We start from the raw sequence: 16588 nt of genomic DNA on the forward strand, positions 1-16588 counted from the left end.
CAATTCCCATGAGCTTTGACCATCATGATGATTGTTACTCTTATTCTATCAAAAGATTTGTAGAATTTCAAATCTGGTGTTACGTTAACGTTTCAATATATTCTAAGCCCCAAGCCTCAACAGCATCTAGCACCGAACGAAATTTTTCGCCCATTTCAGTCAAGCTATACTCTACACGAGGGGGGACTTCTGCATAGACCGTGCGACTAATAATGCGATCCTCCTCCAATTGTCTAAGGTGCCTTGTTAACATGGTTTGAGTAATACCTGGAATCAGTCGCTGTAATTCATTGAAGCGTTTCGTTCCTGTACTGAGTTGGTAGATAATCACCAATCCCCACTTACCAGTCAAGACTTTTTGTGTTGTTGCAAAAGGGCAAATACCATATTCACTAACTTTTTTCAAAAAAATTCTCCTTTATTTATCACAATAGTATCACTTTTGATACCAACGAATGAAAAAGTACCTACTTGCATAATGGAATGCTTCAGCTATAATTGTACTATATCAAAAAAATTGGAGGACATCAAATGTCAACAAACTTGGAAATTTTTAATGCCTATAACAATGCTCTCATCGCTGGTGATTTTGCAGCTCTTTTTGAAACAATGGCTAATGACATTATCTGGCATCAACCCGGAAATCATTCAACATCTGGTGCTAAAATTGGTAAGGAAGTACTCGGAGCACATCTAGCAACTTTTGCCGAAAAAACAAATGGAACTTTCAAAGTAGTGACAAACTGGGTATCCGATAATGATACTCTTGTTGCCGCTAACGTAACATTCCTCGGGACTCGAACAGATGGTGAAGAACTAAACATGAATGGCATCGATCTTTTCCGTATGGAAGATGGCAAAATCAAGGAAGTTTGGCTCTTCTCAGCCGACCAAAAAGCCGAAGATGCTTTCTGGGGATAAGATAAAAAGCTTAGCATGAGGGTGCTAAGCTTTTATTTTTGATTAAATATACTGACAAGCCATCCCATCCTTGTAGGCCATGTCGATCATGCCACCGCCCAGACACTCTTGACCGTCGTAGAAAACAACGGCTTGACCTGGTGTGATTGCTCGTTGTGGCTCTGCAAAAACAACCTCTGCTTTGTCGCCTTTTACCTTGACAGTTACTTGACTGTCTGGTTGACGGTAGCGGAATTTAGCTGTGCATTCTATCGTGAATTCTTCAGGCATATCACGTGTAAAGTGCACTTGACTGGCCTGTAAAGAAGTTGACATCAAGGATTCATGATAGAAGCCCTGGCCGACATAGAGGATATTTTTTGACAGGTCTTTTCCGACAACAAACCAAGGTTCATTGTCCCCACCGATTTGTCCTCCGATACCAAGCCCGCCCCGCTGACCAATGGTATAGTACATAAGGCCTGTATGTTCTCCCATGTCACGACCATCAACCGTCATCATCCGACCGGGCTGGGCTGGCAAATACTGTCCTAAAAATTCTTTGAAGTTCTTTTCACCGATAAAGCAGATGCCTGTCGAGTCTTTCTTTTTAGCGGTCGCCAATCCTGCTCGCTCTGCTATTTCCCTTACCTGAGACTTTTGTAAATGGCCGAGCGGAAACATGGTTTTCTGCAGCTGTTCCTGTGAGAGTTGGCTGAGAAAGTAGGTCTGGTCCTTGCCATTGTCTGCCCCACGTAGCATGTGAACGGTGCCGTCCTCGTCGCGTGACACCTGAGCGTAGTGGCCCGTCGCCACATAATCCGCACCCAAGTTCATAGCGTAATCCAAGAAGGCCTTGAACTTGATTTCCTTGTTACACATGACATCTGGATTAGGGGTGCGGCCAGCCCGATACTCTGCTAGGAAATACTCAAAAACGCGGTCCCAATACTCTTTTTCAAAGTTAACAGAGTAGTAAGGAATGCCGATTTGGTCTGCCACTGCAGCCACATCCTTATAGTCTTCTGTTGCTGTACAGAAGCCATTTTCGTCCGTGTCGTCCCAGTTTTTCATGAAGATACCAATAACATCGTAGCCCTGCTCCTTGAGCAAGAGGGCCGTAACCGATGAATCAACACCGCCACTCATACCGACAACAACACGGGTTTTAGAATTGTCAATTGACATAATCTTCTCCCATCTTTTCGTAGAAATAACGATTTGAAGGTCGTATTTCAAAATTTTTTCCAAAAAACGATTTGAAGGTCGATTTTGAACAACTTGTATTATACCATACAAAAGGGAGAAGCAACAGGAATTTGACATAAAAACCCATTCATCTAGGCATATTCCCTGACTAGAAAATTTGGTATAATAAGGGTAAGAAAAAATACGAGGAAAATTATGAGCAACTTAAAATTTCAATCGGTCTTTGATATTATCGGGCCTGTTATGATTGGTCCTTCCTCTAGCCATACGGCTGGGGCGGTCCGAATTGGGAAAATTGTGTCTTCCATCTTCGGCGATGAGCCGACAGAGGTGGAATTTCAACTCTACAATTCCTTTGCCAAGACCTATCGTGGACACGGTACGGATGTGGCCTTGGTAGCAGGTATTTTAGGCATGGATACAGACGACCCACGTATTCCTGACTCTCTTGATATTGCAAGAGAACGAGGTATTAAGGTTTACTGGCGTGTCAACAAGGATAGCAATACCCCACATCCCAATACCACCAGAATCATCATAAAAAACGATAAAAAATCCATCTCAGCCACAGGCGTTTCCATTGGTGGGGGAAATATTCAAGTAACAGAACTCAACGGTTTTTCTGTCAATCTCAATATGAATACGCCAACTATTATTATCGTTCACCAAGATGTCCCTGGTATGATTGCGAAAGTGACCGATGTTCTTTCTAAGTATGACATCAATATCGCCCAAATGAACGTGACACGTGAACAAGCTGGCGAAAAAGCCATTATGATTATCGAAGTTGATGCTCGCCAATGTGAAAATTCTATTGCAGAAATTGAAAAAATTCCACATCTGCACAATGTAACCTTCTTCAACTAGAAAGAGAAAGACATGTTTTATACTATCGAAGAATTGGTTCAGCAAGCCAATGATTTTTCTGGTAATGTAGCTGAACTCATGATTGCTACTGAAATTGAATTGACCGGTCGTAGCCGCGAAGAAATATTGACAATTATGTCCAGAAACTTGACAGTTATGAAAGCCTCCATCGTAGATGGACTTACTGAAAGCAAATCCGTATCTGGTTTAACAGGAGGTGATGCTGCCAAGTTAGATACCTACATGAAGAGTGGTAAGACTCTGTCGGACTCTTCTATCTTGTCCGCTGCAAGAAACGCCATGGCTGTCAACGAATTGAATGCCAAAATGGGCTTGGTCTGCGCCACTCCTACAGCAGGATCTGCTGGTTGCTTACCTGCTGTGCTTGGCGTTGCCATTGACAAGTTAAACTTGACAGAAGACCAACAACTTGACTTCCTCTTTACGGCAGGAGCCTTTGGTCTGGTCATTGCCAACAATGCCTCTATATCAGGTGCAGAAGGAGGCTGTCAGGCAGAAGTCGGATCTGCCTCTGCTATGTCTGCCGCAGCATTAACTCTTGCAGCAGGTGGAACTCCCTACCAAGCCAGCCAAGCCATCTGCTTTGTCATCAAAAATATGCTGGGGCTGATTTGCGATCCGGTTGCAGGTCTGGTAGAAGTTCCTTGTGTCAAGCGAAATGCAATGGGAGCAAGCTACGCCATGGTAGCTGCCGATATGGCACTAGCAGGTATCGAATCCAAAATTCCCGTTGACGAAGTCATCAATGCCATGTACCAAGTAGGCTCCGCCCTCCCAACTGCCTTCCGTGAAACTGCTGAAGGTGGATTGGCTGCCACACCAACTGGTCGCCGCTTGGCACAAGAAATCTTCGGGGAAAGTTGACAAACCTGTCAAGATAAAAAGGACCATTGCGGTCCTTTTCTTATTGTTTCGTGAACGTTAGTTTCTCTAAGGTTGTATCATTGGCGTCAATTTCTGTCAAGGTAAGTGTAGAGCCGCTCAAGCTATAGCTATCTGCTTCACCATCTACATAGGCAAGTTTTTTGTCTAAATCAAAGATAACTTGCTCAATGTCTTGATCCCCATCGTTGTCAACTTCTGTCAAGGTAGCTTGATTCCCTTTGACAGTCAAGGTGTAGGTGTCATTCCCAGATGTTGCTGTATAAGTACCATCTAACTCAGAAGTGTCAACCAACTTGACACCATAGCTTGCTGCGAGATCACTAACTGACATTGCATTTGTAGTAGCTGTTGTAGCATTTGTCGTTGCAGATGATGAACTTGCTACAGATGAGGAGTTAGCGGTCGCAACAACCTGCTGATTGTCATCATCGTAATCAACAATACCAACATGTTGTTCAATTTGGTTCTCCAAAGCCTCAAGTTTATTTTCATATACTTCTGCTGCGACAAAACCAATCGTTGCCAAGGTCAAGGCACCTACTGACAATAAGATAATTGATTTCTTACTCATACCTGCAACCTTGCTTTTCACAGATTCCCAAGCACCTGTTTTCTGATTTTCTGTCACTTCAATGATTTCTTGTTGATTTTTGTTTTCCATGTTCTATTCCTCTTATTAAATCTATTGCTCAGCTCCTGCTGATAAGTCTATTATAGAGGACAATCTTGAACACTTTTGGGAAACTTTATAAACAAATTTTAAACACTTTTAAATTATGCATTAAGGCGATAACCTGCCCCCCAAACCGTTTCGATTAAATCGGTTCCCAATTTATCTCGCAGGCGATTGATATGGACAGCCACTGTGGCACTATCTCCAACATAATCATATCCCCAAATAGTTTCAAATAAGTAATCTTTAGAAAAGACACGGTTGGGATGTTTTGCCAGATAAACAAGCAACTCAAATTCACGGTTGGGCAATTTGATTTCCTGACCATCCAAAGTCACCTTCCAATTGTCCAAGAAAATAGTTACATTTCCAACAATCAATTCATTACTGCTATCATCCTTCTGGAAACGTTGGTAGCGAGCCAAGTGCGCCTTGACACGCGCCACCAATTCCATAGGATCAAAGGGTTTGCTGATATAATCATCCGCTCCCAATCCCAAACCTCTCACCACATCCATGGTTTCTTGTTTAGACGTGACCATCAAGATAGGAAAATCAACCTTATCCCGTAGGTCGCGACAAAGATCATAGCCAGTTTTATTTGGAAGCATAACATCTAACATGAGGAGAGCATAATCCTCTTTTTTGAGTTGTTCCTCAACTAAACCACCATCATGTACCAAGTCTACTTGGTAACCCTGCATTTCCAGATAATCTCTTTCCAAATAAGCGATTTCGACATCATCTTCCGCAATTAAAATCCGTGTCATTTTGTATCCTTTCTAGGTAGGCTAAAGATAAATCGAAGTCCTGGAGTTGCCTCAACAGACACACGACCACCCAATCTCTCAATAATATTTTTTACGATAGCTAATCCTAAACCATGTCCTTCTACTTGTTGACGTGTATCATCTTCCCTGTAAAATTCTTCAAAAATCAAGTTAAGTTTATTCTTTTCTAGACCTTTTCCATTATCCATAAAGGTCCAAACAACTTCTTGCTCTTCTAGATGACCAGCAAGGCTTATTTTCAATGGATGAACAGCTGCGTATTTTCTGGCATTATCAACCAGATTGTCCAAAATCCGACGGAATTGGGTCGGATCAATCTCAACAGGCAAGTATTCAGATATATCCAGTTGGAACTGAACACCTTCATCTACCAACTCAGCTGTTTTTTCTCTTACATATTCCTGTAAAAATGGAGCCAGATCAAGTTTCACTTTATCAAAAGGCATCTTATCTGTTTGTAACTGTGAGAATGCAAATAATTTTTCCAGTAGCTTCTCCATCACCTGAGATTTTTGATAAATAACCGTTAGATACTGATTGCGTTTTTCCTCCGTATTGGCAATACCATCCAAAATTCCTTTGGCATAGCCTTTGATTGACGTCAAGGGAGTTCGCAAATCATGAGAAATATCTGCGACCATCTGCGTTCGGTTTTGCTCATACAATCGATTTTTCTCATGGGCAGCTAACAAGGAAGTCTGCATTTGATTGAACCCTTGGGTCAATTCTTCAAATTCCTTATCTCCTTGGTAGGTCAGGGGTACTGTATAATTTCCCTGTTGGATACGGTCTACACCGCTATGCAATTCATCCAAAGGACGCATGACGACACTTAAAAGACGACGAGTAAAGAAGAAATTCAGCACCACAACAACAACGATACCTACTCCACCGACCAAGAAAAGTTGTAATAGAAAGGCTTGAAATCCCTGACTTTCTTGCTGTTCTTCCATATCCTCTAGCATAGCATAGAGATAGTAAATCTGACCATCTGTTGCGACCTTACGACTAATGACAATTTCTCCATCCACATAGGAAGTGTGGGTTGTAGCAGAAACAGTCACTTCTGACAACTCATCTGCATCATCTGTCAGGTTTGAAAATAAGACCTCTCCATTGCTCTCTACGTATAATTTTGCATCACTTAATGCTAAATCGTCAGCTAATTTTGGAAAATCTGTACCTGAAAAGCTTTCCAGCGTTTGCTGACTGCTAGCTGTCTTCTGACTGGTTGATTGCCAAGTACCCTGACTACGATAAATGCTGTTCACCACATAGACACTAACTCCTAACATAGCTATCAATGATAGGACTAGCATAATCATATTCAAGCGAAATATTCGTTTCTGTAAATTCATTGTTCTTCTCTTCTAGTCAATTTTTCCACATTATAAGCAAAATCGCAGCATTTGTAAAGCATGGAAAACCATCAACTAAAAAAGCCTAGTAAAACTAGACTTTTTATTGTGTTCTTAATACCAGCCGTTTTCCAACCAGAAGGCTTTAGCTGCTGACCATGAACCGTAGCGTTCTGCTACATAGGCATCTGCCACACGCTCTTGGTTTTCTGGTGAATAGTCACCATTCAAATATGTATTCGTTAACTGGTAACGACCAATATAGATACCGTTACGTGCATCGTAGCTACCGCTCGATTCCTTCATAGCAATCCATTCTTTTGCTGCTGCATCTTCAGCACTCAAGTTTGAAGTATAAGAACCAGTGGTAGTAGTTGTCGCTTCACTTGTTGTAGATTCAGTTGCAACTGTTTCAGCTGCTGGAGCTTGCTCCGCTGGTTTTTCTTCTGTAGTAGAAGCTGTTTCACCAACTTCAATAGCCTGTCCAACATGGATAAGATTTGGGTCTGAGATGTTGTTTTGCTCAGCTAATTTTTCTACGCTTGTATTATACTTTGATGCAATCGCTGATAAGCTGTCACCAGATTGTACAGTGTAAGTTTCCGCATTAACAACGCTCGCTGTCAACAAGGTAGCACTTGCTACCAAACCTGTAAGAGCTGTTTTCATTTTTTTATTAAATGTCATATTCATAATACCTGTGATGTAAAAATTCAATCTACTAATCAAATAGTTGAACCTTAAATGCCATCACATTCCTTTCTTTTGTGAGTCTAGTATACCTCCTAACTATTACTTTGGTTTTGAAAATCTATTACAAATATTACATTCAAATTGAAATTAGACAATAAAAACGCTATTTCTAGCGTTTTTTTACTCAATTTTTTAAAAAGTATAGCACAGAAGCCAAAGCAATCATAATAAGAATAGCTACTGTGTCCGCCCACTTCCAAGCTAAAATACGGTACTTGGTTCTACCTTCTCCTCCTTGATAGCCACGCGCCTCCATGGCTGTTGCCAAAGCATCAGCTCTCTTAAAACTCGAAGCGAACAAGGGAATCAAAATAGGAATGACAGATTTTACCTTCTGGATAAGATTACCCTCATTAAAGTCCACTCCACGTGCCCTTTGAGCATTCATAATACGAGTGGTGTCATCCATCAAGGTCGGTACAAAACGCAAACTCATGGATAACATCAAGCCAATCTCATGCACAGGAACCTTCAATCGCTTCAAAGGTGCCAGACCTGATTCAATACCATCTGCTAAACTAAGTGGTGTCGTCGTCAATGTCAACAGCGTTGAAAAGAAAATAATCAAGACAAAACGCACAAAAATAATTCCTGCCTGTTGCAACCCTTCCACAGATAATTTAAAAATCCAAAATTCCCATAGAATTGTCGCACCTGGAGTAAAGAAAACTTGGAAAAAGGTCGTAAAGAGGATAATCCCAATCATTGGTTTTAAACCATTGATAAAAAATGACAGACGAATTCGCGATAGCATAACCAGGCCAAAAACAAATGCAATCAACAAGATATTGGTGATCAGGTTATTGGCCCAAAAAATCATCAAGAGAAAGGCAAACATGGCCAATAGCTTGCTTCTCGGATCCAAACGATGAAGAATGGAATTCCCTGGAATATAGCGACCCAAAATCAATTTATCCATGTGTCACCATCCCTGTAAATTCTTCAATTGTAATCGGAAGACGTTCAAATACAAAGCCTCTTCTCTCCAAATTAGCTGCAAACTTAGTAATCTTAGGTACTCCCAACTGAATACTCTCCAAAAAATCCACCTCTTGAAAAATATCAACAGGTTTTCCAGAACGCACTAATTTTCCCTTCTCCATAATGTAGACAAAATCAGCATAATTGGCCACATCGTCCATCAAATGAGTGACCAAAACGATTGTCATGCCTGACTCATGGAGCTTTTTGAAAATATCCATCAATTCCTGACGACCAGCAGGATCTAGACCAGCTGTCGGCTCATCCAAAACTAAAATACTTGGTTCCATTGCCAGAATCCCAGCAATCGCTACCCGACGCATTTGACCACCCGATAGTTCAAAAGGGCTACGCTCAAACAAGCTTTCATCAATTCCGACCAAGGCCAACTTTTCACGCGCAATCGTTTCAGCATCTTCCTGAGAAACTCCGAAATTTTGTGGACCAAAAGCAACATCTTTTAAGACCGTTTCATCAAATACTTGACTTTCAGGAAATTGGAACACTAGCCCGACTTTCTTCCTGACTTGCTTAATATCCTTATTTTCAGATGTCGCTGTAATCACAACATCATCAATGATCACTCTTCCTTCTGTCGGCACATTCAATCCATTCAAGAGTTGTAAAATCGTTGACTTACCCGACCCTGTATGCCCGATAAGCGCCGTATAAGAGCCATCAACAATCTCTAAATCCACACCAAAAAGCGCACGCCCCTCAAAAGGAGTGCCAGCTTGATAGGTATAGCTTACTTCTTGGAGATGAATTCCCATACAGTTTCCTCTAATTCTTCCTCTGTAAAATAGCGGAGCGGTAAATCAAGCCCAGCCTGACGCAAAGATGTCGCTAATTCCGTCGTGAACGGTTTGTCCAAATCTAAATCAACCAAATCTTCACGTATAAATAACTCGCCTGGACTACTAATTGATTCAACCTGACCCTGTTTCATCACAATCACTCGATCACTCAAAGCCACCTCATCTAAATCATGCGTGATGGAAATAACTGTCATACCATGACGATCCTTTATCTCACGTACAATATTAATCAAGTCGAGACGACCTTCCGGATCCAACATAGACGTTGCCTCATCCAAAATAATAATTTTTGGACGCAAGGCAACCACTCCAGCAATGGCTACCCGTTGCTTTTGACCACCCGATAGACGAGCGGGTTCACGAGTTTTAAAATCAGCCATTCCAACCAACTCCAAAGCCTCGTTCACTCGAGTCTGCATCTCTTCCAAGGGGATTCCTTGATTTTCTAGACCGAAAGCAACATCATCTTCTACTGTAGCACCCACAAATTGATTGTCTGGATTTTGAAAAACCATGCCAATCAGACGCCGCTTATCCCAGACATTATCGACTGTTAGGACATCACCGTCAATATAAATATCACCGGATTCTGCTTCCAATAGACCATCAATCAAGCGAACAGTCGTCGACTTACCAGATCCATTATGACCGATAATAGACAACCATTCTCCCTGTTTCACGTGAAACGAAACATCGTTTAGAGTGTAATGATTATCCTCTTGATTGTATTTATAGGTAAGATTTTTTACTTCAATAATATTATTCATCATTTAAATGTATCTTTAAACAAGAAAGATGCACCCTTGAAATAGTCATAGCCTGAATAAAGGGTGAAGAATAGAGCAATATATAGCGTAATTTGTCCCAACAAATTCCAGTGTAGGAGGAGGAAAATCACCGCAAACATCTGTGAAAAAGTCTTAATCTTACCAGGCATGGCCGCAGCTAGAACTGTTCCTCCATTTTCAACCAGTAGCAAACGAAGACCAGTCACTGCCAATTCACGACAGATAATAATCGCGACCACCCAAGCTGGAGCAAAACCAAGTTCCACCAACATGATGAAGGCAGACATGACCAAGATCTTATCTGCCATCGGATCAGCAAACTTACCAAAGTTGGTCACAACCTGCCACTTACGAGCCAAATACCCATCTAGATAATCCGTGATACTTGCCAAAGCAAAGATTAGTGCTGCTAAGATATGACTGAGCGTTGACTGCCATACTGACAGTAAGAGGATAAAAATAGGAATAACCAGAATTCGTCCTACCGTCAAGGCATTGGGGATATTTTCGTTTTTCATATAAAACCTTTATTGTTCAAAATTTATTGTAATTGAGCCTGTATCTGCTGTCAAGGCTGATAGATCTAGCTTTTGACCACCTACACTTACCTCAACCCCTTTAACAACTCCAAGAACAAGTGTGGTAGAAGTCACTCCTTCTTCAATTGTAGTTGTCACTGAAGGGTTATCCGGTGTCAATGTTACACCTTCAACTAACGACGTATCAGACAGACTGATCCAACTTGTTGTATTATTTGCGGTTACAGTTATTGTTAATGGATAAACTACTCCCTTGACAGTTGCAATAATATACGAATCAGAACCAACGATTGTGATATTTTCAGACGTAGAACTTGAAGTTGAAGTAGGGCTAGACTCTGAACTTGTACTTGTCTCCGAGTTTGTATCACTCGACGAAACACTTTGCTTGATAACACTATATGTTGAATTTTTAGTAGTTGGCAAAGCTTGATTTTGCAATCGGCTATATACTACGTAAGTAACAAGAATGATGATTGAACTTGTAGCCAATAAGAGATACATCAGGGGTAGCATTGAATTTTTTCTCTTTTTACGAACCTTATATCCCCTTTTCAATTCTGATGAACGAATTTCTTCTTCACCTTCTTCATAATACTTGACCAGACTATTTGTTTCATAAGCGTCTAGTAAAACGTCTGCATCCAAGTCAAGTACATCTGCATATTTAACCAAAACAGACGCACTATCCACGCTATTTTCAAGAAATTCAAAATCATTATACTCCAATGCCTGCAAGTACTTTGCATGAATCCTTGTCATACGTTGCACATCTACAAACGTCCATCCTCGCACTTCCCTAGCAGTTCGGAGAACTTCTCCAATACTCTTTTGTCTCATAATTTCCTCTCTCACTCTCTCATCATATACAATATACTATTCTAACAAAATTCTAAGGAAATTTCGACGGGTTGCTCCCACTTATTTTGGAAAAATAGTGAAATCTGTCATATCACAGTTACTAATAAAGCGACGACCCGCCTCTCTAATATCATCCAGCTGTAATTCCTGTATCATTTGAGGCAAATCAAATATATTCTCAACCTCTGAATAGTGAGCCACAAAATGACTGGCAGTAAATTCCAAGGAATTTAAACTCCGAATAAAATCTCCATACATTTCATTTTTTAGCAAGTGCAGATGATTTTCATTTACATCCTCATCTCGTTCAAAATTACGAACAGCTTTCATAAGCATACTGGACAAAGTAATTGGCTCCTGCGTATCCCCAGATATAACCAAGTAATGATAGTCCGGGGTAACTTCTAACTGAAATTGGAAGGATGAATCAATCTTACCTTGCTCATACAAACTCTGATAACGTTTTGAAGTCCAACCAAACAACATGGCAAATAAGAGTTGCAAACATAGGCGATACTTTTGTATCTCCTCACGCTCAAACACATCATTACCTCTTAAACCAACTGCTAATTTAGGAGTGGATACTTCAAACTCTTCTGTACGGTGTTTAAGAATAGGCAGCTTTTCGACTGGCTTTACTTCAAATTTTGACTTACTCTCATCAAGTTGCGCAGTCTGATAACTTGAAATTTGCTGCCATACCTGGTCCAAATCAAAATGTCCAATCACAAATAATGTCATATTCGACGGATGATAGAACAAATCAAAATTGTCATATAAATCTTCTGCTGTGATGTGTCCAATCGACTCTACTGTCCCAGCAATATCATGGGCTAAAGGTGTTTGAGGATATAAGGAGCCTAGAATACCTGTAAACAAACGGTAATCCACATCGTCTTGATACATTTCAATTTCTTGCTCAATGATTCCCTGTTCTCTCGCAACATTCTCATCTGTAAAGTAAGGTTGACGAACAAAGGATTGTAACAAGGATAAAGCTGGCAAGACTTCCTGAGTTGTTGAAAATAGATAGCTAGTCTGACCAAAGCTGGTATAGGCATTTGCACTCGCCCCAAATTTAGCAAACTCATTCATGACATCTTCTTCATCCTCATTTTCAAACAACTTATGTTCCAGAAAATGTGCAATTCCTGCAGGATAGGCGATGTCCCTACCACCCTCTAGAAGAAGGTGGGTATGTAAAGCTCCAAAATTAGCTGTAATAACTCCGTAGGTTTCATGATAATCCATCTTAGGCAAGAGAACTACTGTCAAGCCGTTGTCAAGTTTGGCATAGTAGACAGTTTCTTTCATATAAGGATATTTTTTCTCAAGCAACTTCATTCCTCTGTCCCCTCCATAAAGTAAACCGCCTGTAAATTTATCATTTTCCCAACACGAATAATATCTTCAGTTGACACTTCCTTTACAGCTTCTATCCATTCTAACCAGGTCAAGTTTCGCTCTCCTAAGCTAACTTGATTGTAAACCTGTTCTATCAAATTATTCTGCCTATCTTGAGCCAGTGTTGCTGAATGAACTAACATGTTCTTTGTCAACTCTAATTCATCTTCTGTAAACTTTCCGCGCTTCAAATCAAGAATTTGCTTACTAATCAGCTTCATCACCTTTAAACGATCTCCACGATTGATGCCAGCATAAACCTTCATCATCCCAGAAAAGATAGTCACCTGACTTCCGATTGTATAAGCCAAACTCTCCTTCTCACGGATATTTACAAATAATTTAGAATGAGAAAAAGCACCAAGTAGACCATTGAAGACCATCAAGGCTGGATAGTTTACATCGTTGTAAAGAACTTGTAAATGATAAGCCAATTCTAAAATCGATTGCCTTGCCTGCTTTCTCTCAACTTTCTCCCTCGTAATATTTGAATACTCTTGTTGGTACTCCAACTCTAGTTTGGGCTTGCGATAGGTAAAATTAAATTGTTCAAATTTTTCTCGAACAAGGTCTTGATTTACGGTCCCAAGTACAAAAATATCAATCTTATCTACACGAAGCATGTTCCGATAGATTTTATATACCGACTCGGCTGTCTCTTTCTCAACCAAATCTAGGCGACTGACACGTGGAATTTGCAAGGCTTGGTCTTGATAAAATAACTTGTTCACTTCGACATCCGCATGATAAAAATTATCCTCTACTTCAGACTCAAGAAAATTGATTAGATTCTTTTTCTCCACTTCAAAAATCTTCTGATCAAATCCCTGACCATGCTTTAGAGGACGAAACAGACTGGAATATAAAAAATCAAGAATGGCGACTGTAATATCCTCATTATTTGGTAGATAGCTTGGATTTGTATAGGAGATTGTAAAATCCACCATATGTACACGCCCACGTTTTGCAACCGATGTTGAAAAATGTGCCCCATATAGCTCTGCCAAGCGTCTACGCATTGCCTGGGCGGAAGGATAATCCTGGTTCCCCATTTCAAGAATATTCGCGACTAATACACGTCCAGCTACAGTTGCCTCATTCATCTCGGCTGCAAAACGCACTTTTATTCTGTTTGTAGTAAACTGATCTGTTTCAATAAAATGCAAATCAATTCCTTCTTGTAATTTCATCTTCTTCCTCTTTCAAACATTGTACCCTCCATTATATCATTTTTCTGTGATATAATATTCTATAACGAGGTGACATATGGAATTTAAATTATTTGATGACTACATTACATTGCAAGCATTATTGAAAATAACTGGTATTCTCCACTCAGGTGGGGCCATTAAAGGTTTCTTAGAAGAAAATACCATCCTTTTTAATGGAGACGACGAAAAAAGACGAGGTAAAAAAATCCGCATCGGTGATATTATCACGCTACCTGACCACAACATTAGTATCACAATCGTTGCACCTAGTACAGAAGAAATACAGCAGCACCAAGAAGATCAAGCAGAAAAAGAACGTGTGGCTGCAATCGTTAAAAAGCTAAATCAAGAAAATAAAAAGAATAAGAAACAAGTAACCCCTACTAATAAAAATGCAAAAAAAGCCGATAAGAAGCCTGTCCGCTTTCCTGGTATGTAAACATGTGGCTTGAAAGATTAGAATTACGGCACTTTCGCAACTACAGAAAACAGGATATTGAGTTCAACAAAGGACTCAATGTCTTTTTGGGTGAAAATGCCCAAGGTAAAACCAATATTTTGGAATCCATCTATTTTTTAGCCTTGACACGCAGCCACCGTACTCGAACAGACAGGGACCTACTCCAATTTCAAGAAAAAGAGCTGTATATTTCTGGTTTACTCCATCGTACAAATGGTAAAGTACCACTTGACATCCACTTGACAGAAAAGGGACGAATTACCAAAGTTAACCATCTCAAACAAGCCAAGCTATCCAACTATATAGGACATATGAATGTAGTCCTCTTCGCACCAGAAGATTTACAGCTGATAAAAGGGGCGCCTGCTTTGAGAAGAAAATTCATCGATGTCGAGCTCGGTCAAATCAAACCCATCTATCTATCTGACTTGACCAACTACAACCATACGCTCAAACAGCGCAATGCCTACCTAAAATCCACTGACAAAGTAGACGAAACCTTTCTATCTGTACTTGACCAGCAACTAGCTGAATATGGCAGTCGGGTTATCCAACACAGACTTGATTTCCTCAAAAAACTAGAGGAATTTGGAAACAGGAAAGTTCAGGAAATATCTGGCAGTCGGGAAGAATTGACAATCGAATACCAAACATCTATCGAATTGACAGATGCTGTCAATCTAGTTGACAGATTATTGACAGAACTAGAAAAGTCTCGTAAACGTGATTTATTTAAGAAAAATACAGGAGTTGGACCACATCGAGATGATGTAGCTTTCTTTATAAATGGAATGAATGCCCATTATGGTAGCCAAGGTCAGCACCGTAGTCTTGTTCTATCAATCAAACTGGCAGAAATCGAGCTTATGAAAGAAGTCACACGAGAGTACCCAATTCTACTCTTAGACGATGTTATGAGTGAGCTAGATAATAACCGCCAAATCAAACTACTAGAAACTATTACGGATACGATTCAAACATTTATTACAACGACATCTTTAGACCATTTACACAAGCTACCAGATAGTTTAAAAATATTCCATATTGAATCTGGTAAGGTTACTGAGTCGGAATAACCGTTATTTACACAAAGCTTTACACATTTGTAAATTTTATTTACACAACATTAAAGACCCTGTCAACAGGGTCTTGTTTTCTACCGTTTGTCAAGCTTATCAAGGTATTTGACGAAAAATATTTTGAGTTCAATAGTCAAAATAAGGAAATTGTTTTATTTTGGACTAAATTTTAGTGTAAAAAGTGCATACAAAACCAACACCTTATGTTGAAATTTTTTGATAAGGTGTTACAATGATAGAGCATAAACAGTTTTACCGATTTTGGGTTGAAGCGTAATCGTAAAGTTTGTTATGCATAATGAGGTAATACATTGTCCGAATGAGACGATGTATGGAGGCAATCGTGTGCGGCTTCGTTGAAGTCGTTTGCGATTGTCTTTTTCGTTTCTCATAAAAGTCTGCGATATGGCAAGGATTAGTATGACTGGCTGAAGCGATATTGTGGATACACTTGAACAGAATCTTTCTAGCGTAGGGATTGCCACGTTTGGTAATGTGTTCTTTAGCGAGGAAGTTACCAGATTCATAGTGTCTCAGGTCAATACCGATAAAGGCATTGATTTGATTGGCAGACTGAAAACGGCGAATATCTCCCAGTTCACCAATAATACTTGTTGCAGTAGTCTCAGCTATTCCAGGAATAGAGAGCAGAATGTCATATTCAGGTAATGGCTGAGCTAGTTCCACCATTTCGTCTAAGACTGCCTGTCTCTGTTCAGAAAGTCTAAGCAATTCTTTTGTATAGTAACGGACCTCTTCCAGCATTGGAGAGTTTTTCTTGACGGCACAATACGATTGATTAGCTAGTGCTATCAGCTTCTCGGCTAAGTACGCTACACGCTTGTCCGAAATCCGTTTTGAAGTAGATTGACGAATGCTTTCTGAGAGTTCGTCCTTGCTTAAATCAAGCACGAAGTCCTTGCAAGGAAAAGCTATGACCAGGTTCCAGTATTGTTCACCAGTTGGTGTTGACAAGATATTTTCCAATTC

The 16588-nt window shown here is 40.1% G+C and carries 19 protein-coding genes; 5 read left to right on the forward strand and 14 right to left on the reverse strand.

What is annotated here, in order from left to right; genetic code table 11:
- Positions 1–79: 79 nt before the first annotated feature.
- Positions 80–406 (reverse strand): winged helix-turn-helix transcriptional regulator, encoded by a 327-nt coding sequence (locus C1E99_RS07575; RefSeq protein WP_002938209.1) that lies wholly within the window; start codon positions 404–406, stop codon positions 80–82.
- 125 nt (positions 407–531) lie between these two features.
- Between C1E99_RS07575 and C1E99_RS07580 the strand changes: the two genes are divergently transcribed.
- On the forward strand, positions 532–921 hold the full coding sequence (locus tag C1E99_RS07580) for a nuclear transport factor 2 family protein (protein ID WP_024389859.1): 390 nt from the start codon (positions 532–534) through the stop codon (positions 919–921).
- A gap of 42 nt (positions 922–963) precedes the next feature.
- Here the strand turns inward: C1E99_RS07580 and mnmA are convergent, their stop codons facing one another.
- Positions 964–2088 (reverse strand): tRNA 2-thiouridine(34) synthase MnmA, encoded by a 1125-nt coding sequence (mnmA, locus tag C1E99_RS07585; protein ID WP_105207151.1) that lies wholly within the window; start codon positions 2086–2088, stop codon positions 964–966.
- A gap of 216 nt (positions 2089–2304) precedes the next feature.
- On the opposite strand from mnmA, the gene sdaAB reads away from it, so the two are divergent.
- Both sdaAB and sdaAA read left to right on the forward strand, forming a co-directional pair.
- Positions 2305–2976: an L-serine ammonia-lyase, iron-sulfur-dependent subunit beta gene (gene sdaAB, locus C1E99_RS07590; protein ID WP_044760162.1), complete on the forward strand. Its 672-nt coding sequence runs from the start codon at positions 2305–2307 to the stop codon at positions 2974–2976.
- Between the two features lie 12 nt (positions 2977–2988).
- Positions 2989–3861 (forward strand): L-serine ammonia-lyase, iron-sulfur-dependent, subunit alpha, encoded by an 873-nt coding sequence (gene sdaAA, locus C1E99_RS07595; protein ID WP_105207152.1) that lies wholly within the window; start codon positions 2989–2991, stop codon positions 3859–3861.
- 40 nt (positions 3862–3901) lie between these two features.
- Here the strand turns inward: sdaAA and C1E99_RS07600 are convergent, their stop codons facing one another.
- The 11 genes from C1E99_RS07600 to yfmF all read right to left on the reverse strand — a co-directional run bounded on the left by C1E99_RS07600 (position 3902) and on the right by yfmF (position 14038).
- Complete coding sequence (locus tag C1E99_RS07600; protein WP_105106582.1) at positions 3902–4543, reverse strand: hypothetical protein; 642 nt, start codon at positions 4541–4543, stop codon at positions 3902–3904.
- Positions 4544–4656: 113 nt separating this feature from the next.
- A complete protein-coding gene (locus C1E99_RS07605) occupies positions 4657–5325 on the reverse strand; it encodes a response regulator transcription factor (protein ID WP_105207153.1) in 669 nt (222 codons plus the stop codon).
- On the reverse strand, positions 5322–6704 hold the full coding sequence (locus tag C1E99_RS07610; protein ID WP_105207154.1) for a HAMP domain-containing sensor histidine kinase: 1383 nt from the start codon (positions 6702–6704) through the stop codon (positions 5322–5324). Before C1E99_RS07610 ends, C1E99_RS07605 begins: the two co-directional genes overlap by 4 nt.
- 114 nt (positions 6705–6818) lie before the next feature.
- Positions 6819–7397 (reverse strand): LysM peptidoglycan-binding domain-containing protein, encoded by a 579-nt coding sequence (locus C1E99_RS07615; RefSeq protein ID WP_105207155.1) that lies wholly within the window; start codon positions 7395–7397, stop codon positions 6819–6821.
- Positions 7398–7581: 184 nt separating this feature from the next.
- Complete coding sequence (locus tag C1E99_RS07620) at positions 7582–8376, reverse strand: energy-coupling factor transporter transmembrane component T family protein (protein WP_105106578.1); 795 nt, start codon at positions 8374–8376, stop codon at positions 7582–7584.
- The gene (locus C1E99_RS07625; RefSeq protein WP_105106577.1) at positions 8369–9211 is read right to left on the reverse strand and encodes an energy-coupling factor ABC transporter ATP-binding protein; all 843 of its coding nucleotides are present in this window, start codon (positions 9209–9211) and stop codon (positions 8369–8371) included. Before C1E99_RS07625 ends, C1E99_RS07620 begins: the two co-directional genes overlap by 8 nt.
- Positions 9187–10023: an energy-coupling factor ABC transporter ATP-binding protein gene (locus tag C1E99_RS07630; RefSeq protein ID WP_105106602.1), complete on the reverse strand. Its 837-nt coding sequence runs from the start codon at positions 10021–10023 to the stop codon at positions 9187–9189. The genes C1E99_RS07625 and C1E99_RS07630 overlap by 25 nt, the downstream gene beginning before the upstream one ends.
- Positions 10023–10562, reverse strand: coding sequence for a CDP-diacylglycerol--glycerol-3-phosphate 3-phosphatidyltransferase (pgsA, locus tag C1E99_RS07635; RefSeq protein WP_105207156.1), 540 nt, complete (start codon positions 10560–10562; stop codon positions 10023–10025). The genes C1E99_RS07630 and pgsA overlap by 1 nt, the downstream gene beginning before the upstream one ends.
- Positions 10563–10571: 9 nt before the next feature.
- Positions 10572–11423, reverse strand: coding sequence for a helix-turn-helix domain-containing protein (locus tag C1E99_RS07640; RefSeq protein WP_105106575.1), 852 nt, complete (start codon positions 11421–11423; stop codon positions 10572–10574).
- 81 nt (positions 11424–11504) lie between these two features.
- Positions 11505–12788, reverse strand: a complete 1284-nt coding sequence (yfmH, locus tag C1E99_RS07645) for an EF-P 5-aminopentanol modification-associated protein YfmH (protein ID WP_105106574.1) — start codon at positions 12786–12788, stop codon at positions 11505–11507.
- Entirely contained in the window at positions 12785–14038 is a 1254-nt protein-coding gene (gene yfmF / locus C1E99_RS07650; protein WP_105106573.1) for an EF-P 5-aminopentanol modification-associated protein YfmF, read from the reverse strand. The genes yfmH and yfmF overlap by 4 nt, the downstream gene beginning before the upstream one ends.
- Positions 14039–14114: 76 nt before the next feature.
- Between yfmF and C1E99_RS07655 the strand changes: the two genes are divergently transcribed.
- Complete coding sequence (locus tag C1E99_RS07655; protein WP_105207157.1) at positions 14115–14498, forward strand: RNA-binding S4 domain-containing protein; 384 nt, start codon at positions 14115–14117, stop codon at positions 14496–14498.
- Between the two features lie 2 nt (positions 14499–14500).
- Entirely contained in the window at positions 14501–15595 is a 1095-nt protein-coding gene (gene recF, locus C1E99_RS07660) for a DNA replication/repair protein RecF (RefSeq protein WP_105207158.1), read from the forward strand.
- Between the two features lie 255 nt (positions 15596–15850).
- Here recF and C1E99_RS07665 read toward each other — a convergent pair.
- Positions 15851–16588: transposase (locus C1E99_RS07665; protein WP_153060170.1), on the reverse strand; the 738-nt coding region annotated here is incomplete at its 5' end.

Origin of the sequence: Streptococcus suis (assembly GCF_002964045.1) — a bacterium.
Classification (GTDB): domain Bacteria; phylum Bacillota; class Bacilli; order Lactobacillales; family Streptococcaceae; genus Streptococcus; species Streptococcus suis_U.

Excerpts from the sequence above, each read along its gene's own strand:
- sdaAA (WP_105207152.1), top strand. The coding sequence starts at position 2,989 with ATGTTTTATACTATCGAAGAATTGGTTCAGCAAGCCAATGATTTTTCT.
- recF (WP_105207158.1), top strand. The coding sequence starts at position 14,501 with ATGTGGCTTGAAAGATTAGAATTACGGCACTTTCGCAACTACAGAAAA.
- yfmH (WP_105106574.1), bottom strand. The coding sequence starts at position 12,788 with ATGAAGTTGCTTGAGAAAAAATATCCTTATATGAAAGAAACTGTCTAC.
- mnmA (WP_105207151.1), bottom strand. The coding sequence starts at position 2,088 with ATGTCAATTGACAATTCTAAAACCCGTGTTGTTGTCGGTATGAGTGGC.
- C1E99_RS07625 (WP_105106577.1), bottom strand. The coding sequence starts at position 9,211 with ATGGGAATTCATCTCCAAGAAGTAAGCTATACCTATCAAGCTGGCACT.
- C1E99_RS07580 (WP_024389859.1), top strand. The coding sequence starts at position 532 with ATGTCAACAAACTTGGAAATTTTTAATGCCTATAACAATGCTCTCATC.
- C1E99_RS07630 (WP_105106602.1), bottom strand. The coding sequence starts at position 10,023 with ATGAATAATATTATTGAAGTAAAAAATCTTACCTATAAATACAATCAA.
- yfmF (WP_105106573.1), bottom strand. The coding sequence starts at position 14,038 with ATGAAATTACAAGAAGGAATTGATTTGCATTTTATTGAAACAGATCAG.
- C1E99_RS07640 (WP_105106575.1), bottom strand. The coding sequence starts at position 11,423 with ATGAGACAAAAGAGTATTGGAGAAGTTCTCCGAACTGCTAGGGAAGTG.
- C1E99_RS07610 (WP_105207154.1), bottom strand. The coding sequence starts at position 6,704 with ATGAATTTACAGAAACGAATATTTCGCTTGAATATGATTATGCTAGTC.
- C1E99_RS07620 (WP_105106578.1), bottom strand. The coding sequence starts at position 8,376 with ATGGATAAATTGATTTTGGGTCGCTATATTCCAGGGAATTCCATTCTT.
- C1E99_RS07655 (WP_105207157.1), top strand. The coding sequence starts at position 14,115 with ATGGAATTTAAATTATTTGATGACTACATTACATTGCAAGCATTATTG.
- pgsA (WP_105207156.1), bottom strand. The coding sequence starts at position 10,562 with ATGAAAAACGAAAATATCCCCAATGCCTTGACGGTAGGACGAATTCTG.
- C1E99_RS07605 (WP_105207153.1), bottom strand. The coding sequence starts at position 5,325 with ATGACACGGATTTTAATTGCGGAAGATGATGTCGAAATCGCTTATTTG.
- C1E99_RS07600 (WP_105106582.1), bottom strand. The coding sequence starts at position 4,543 with ATGGAAAACAAAAATCAACAAGAAATCATTGAAGTGACAGAAAATCAG.
- sdaAB (WP_044760162.1), top strand. The coding sequence starts at position 2,305 with ATGAGCAACTTAAAATTTCAATCGGTCTTTGATATTATCGGGCCTGTT.
- C1E99_RS07615 (WP_105207155.1), bottom strand. The coding sequence starts at position 7,397 with ATGAATATGACATTTAATAAAAAAATGAAAACAGCTCTTACAGGTTTG.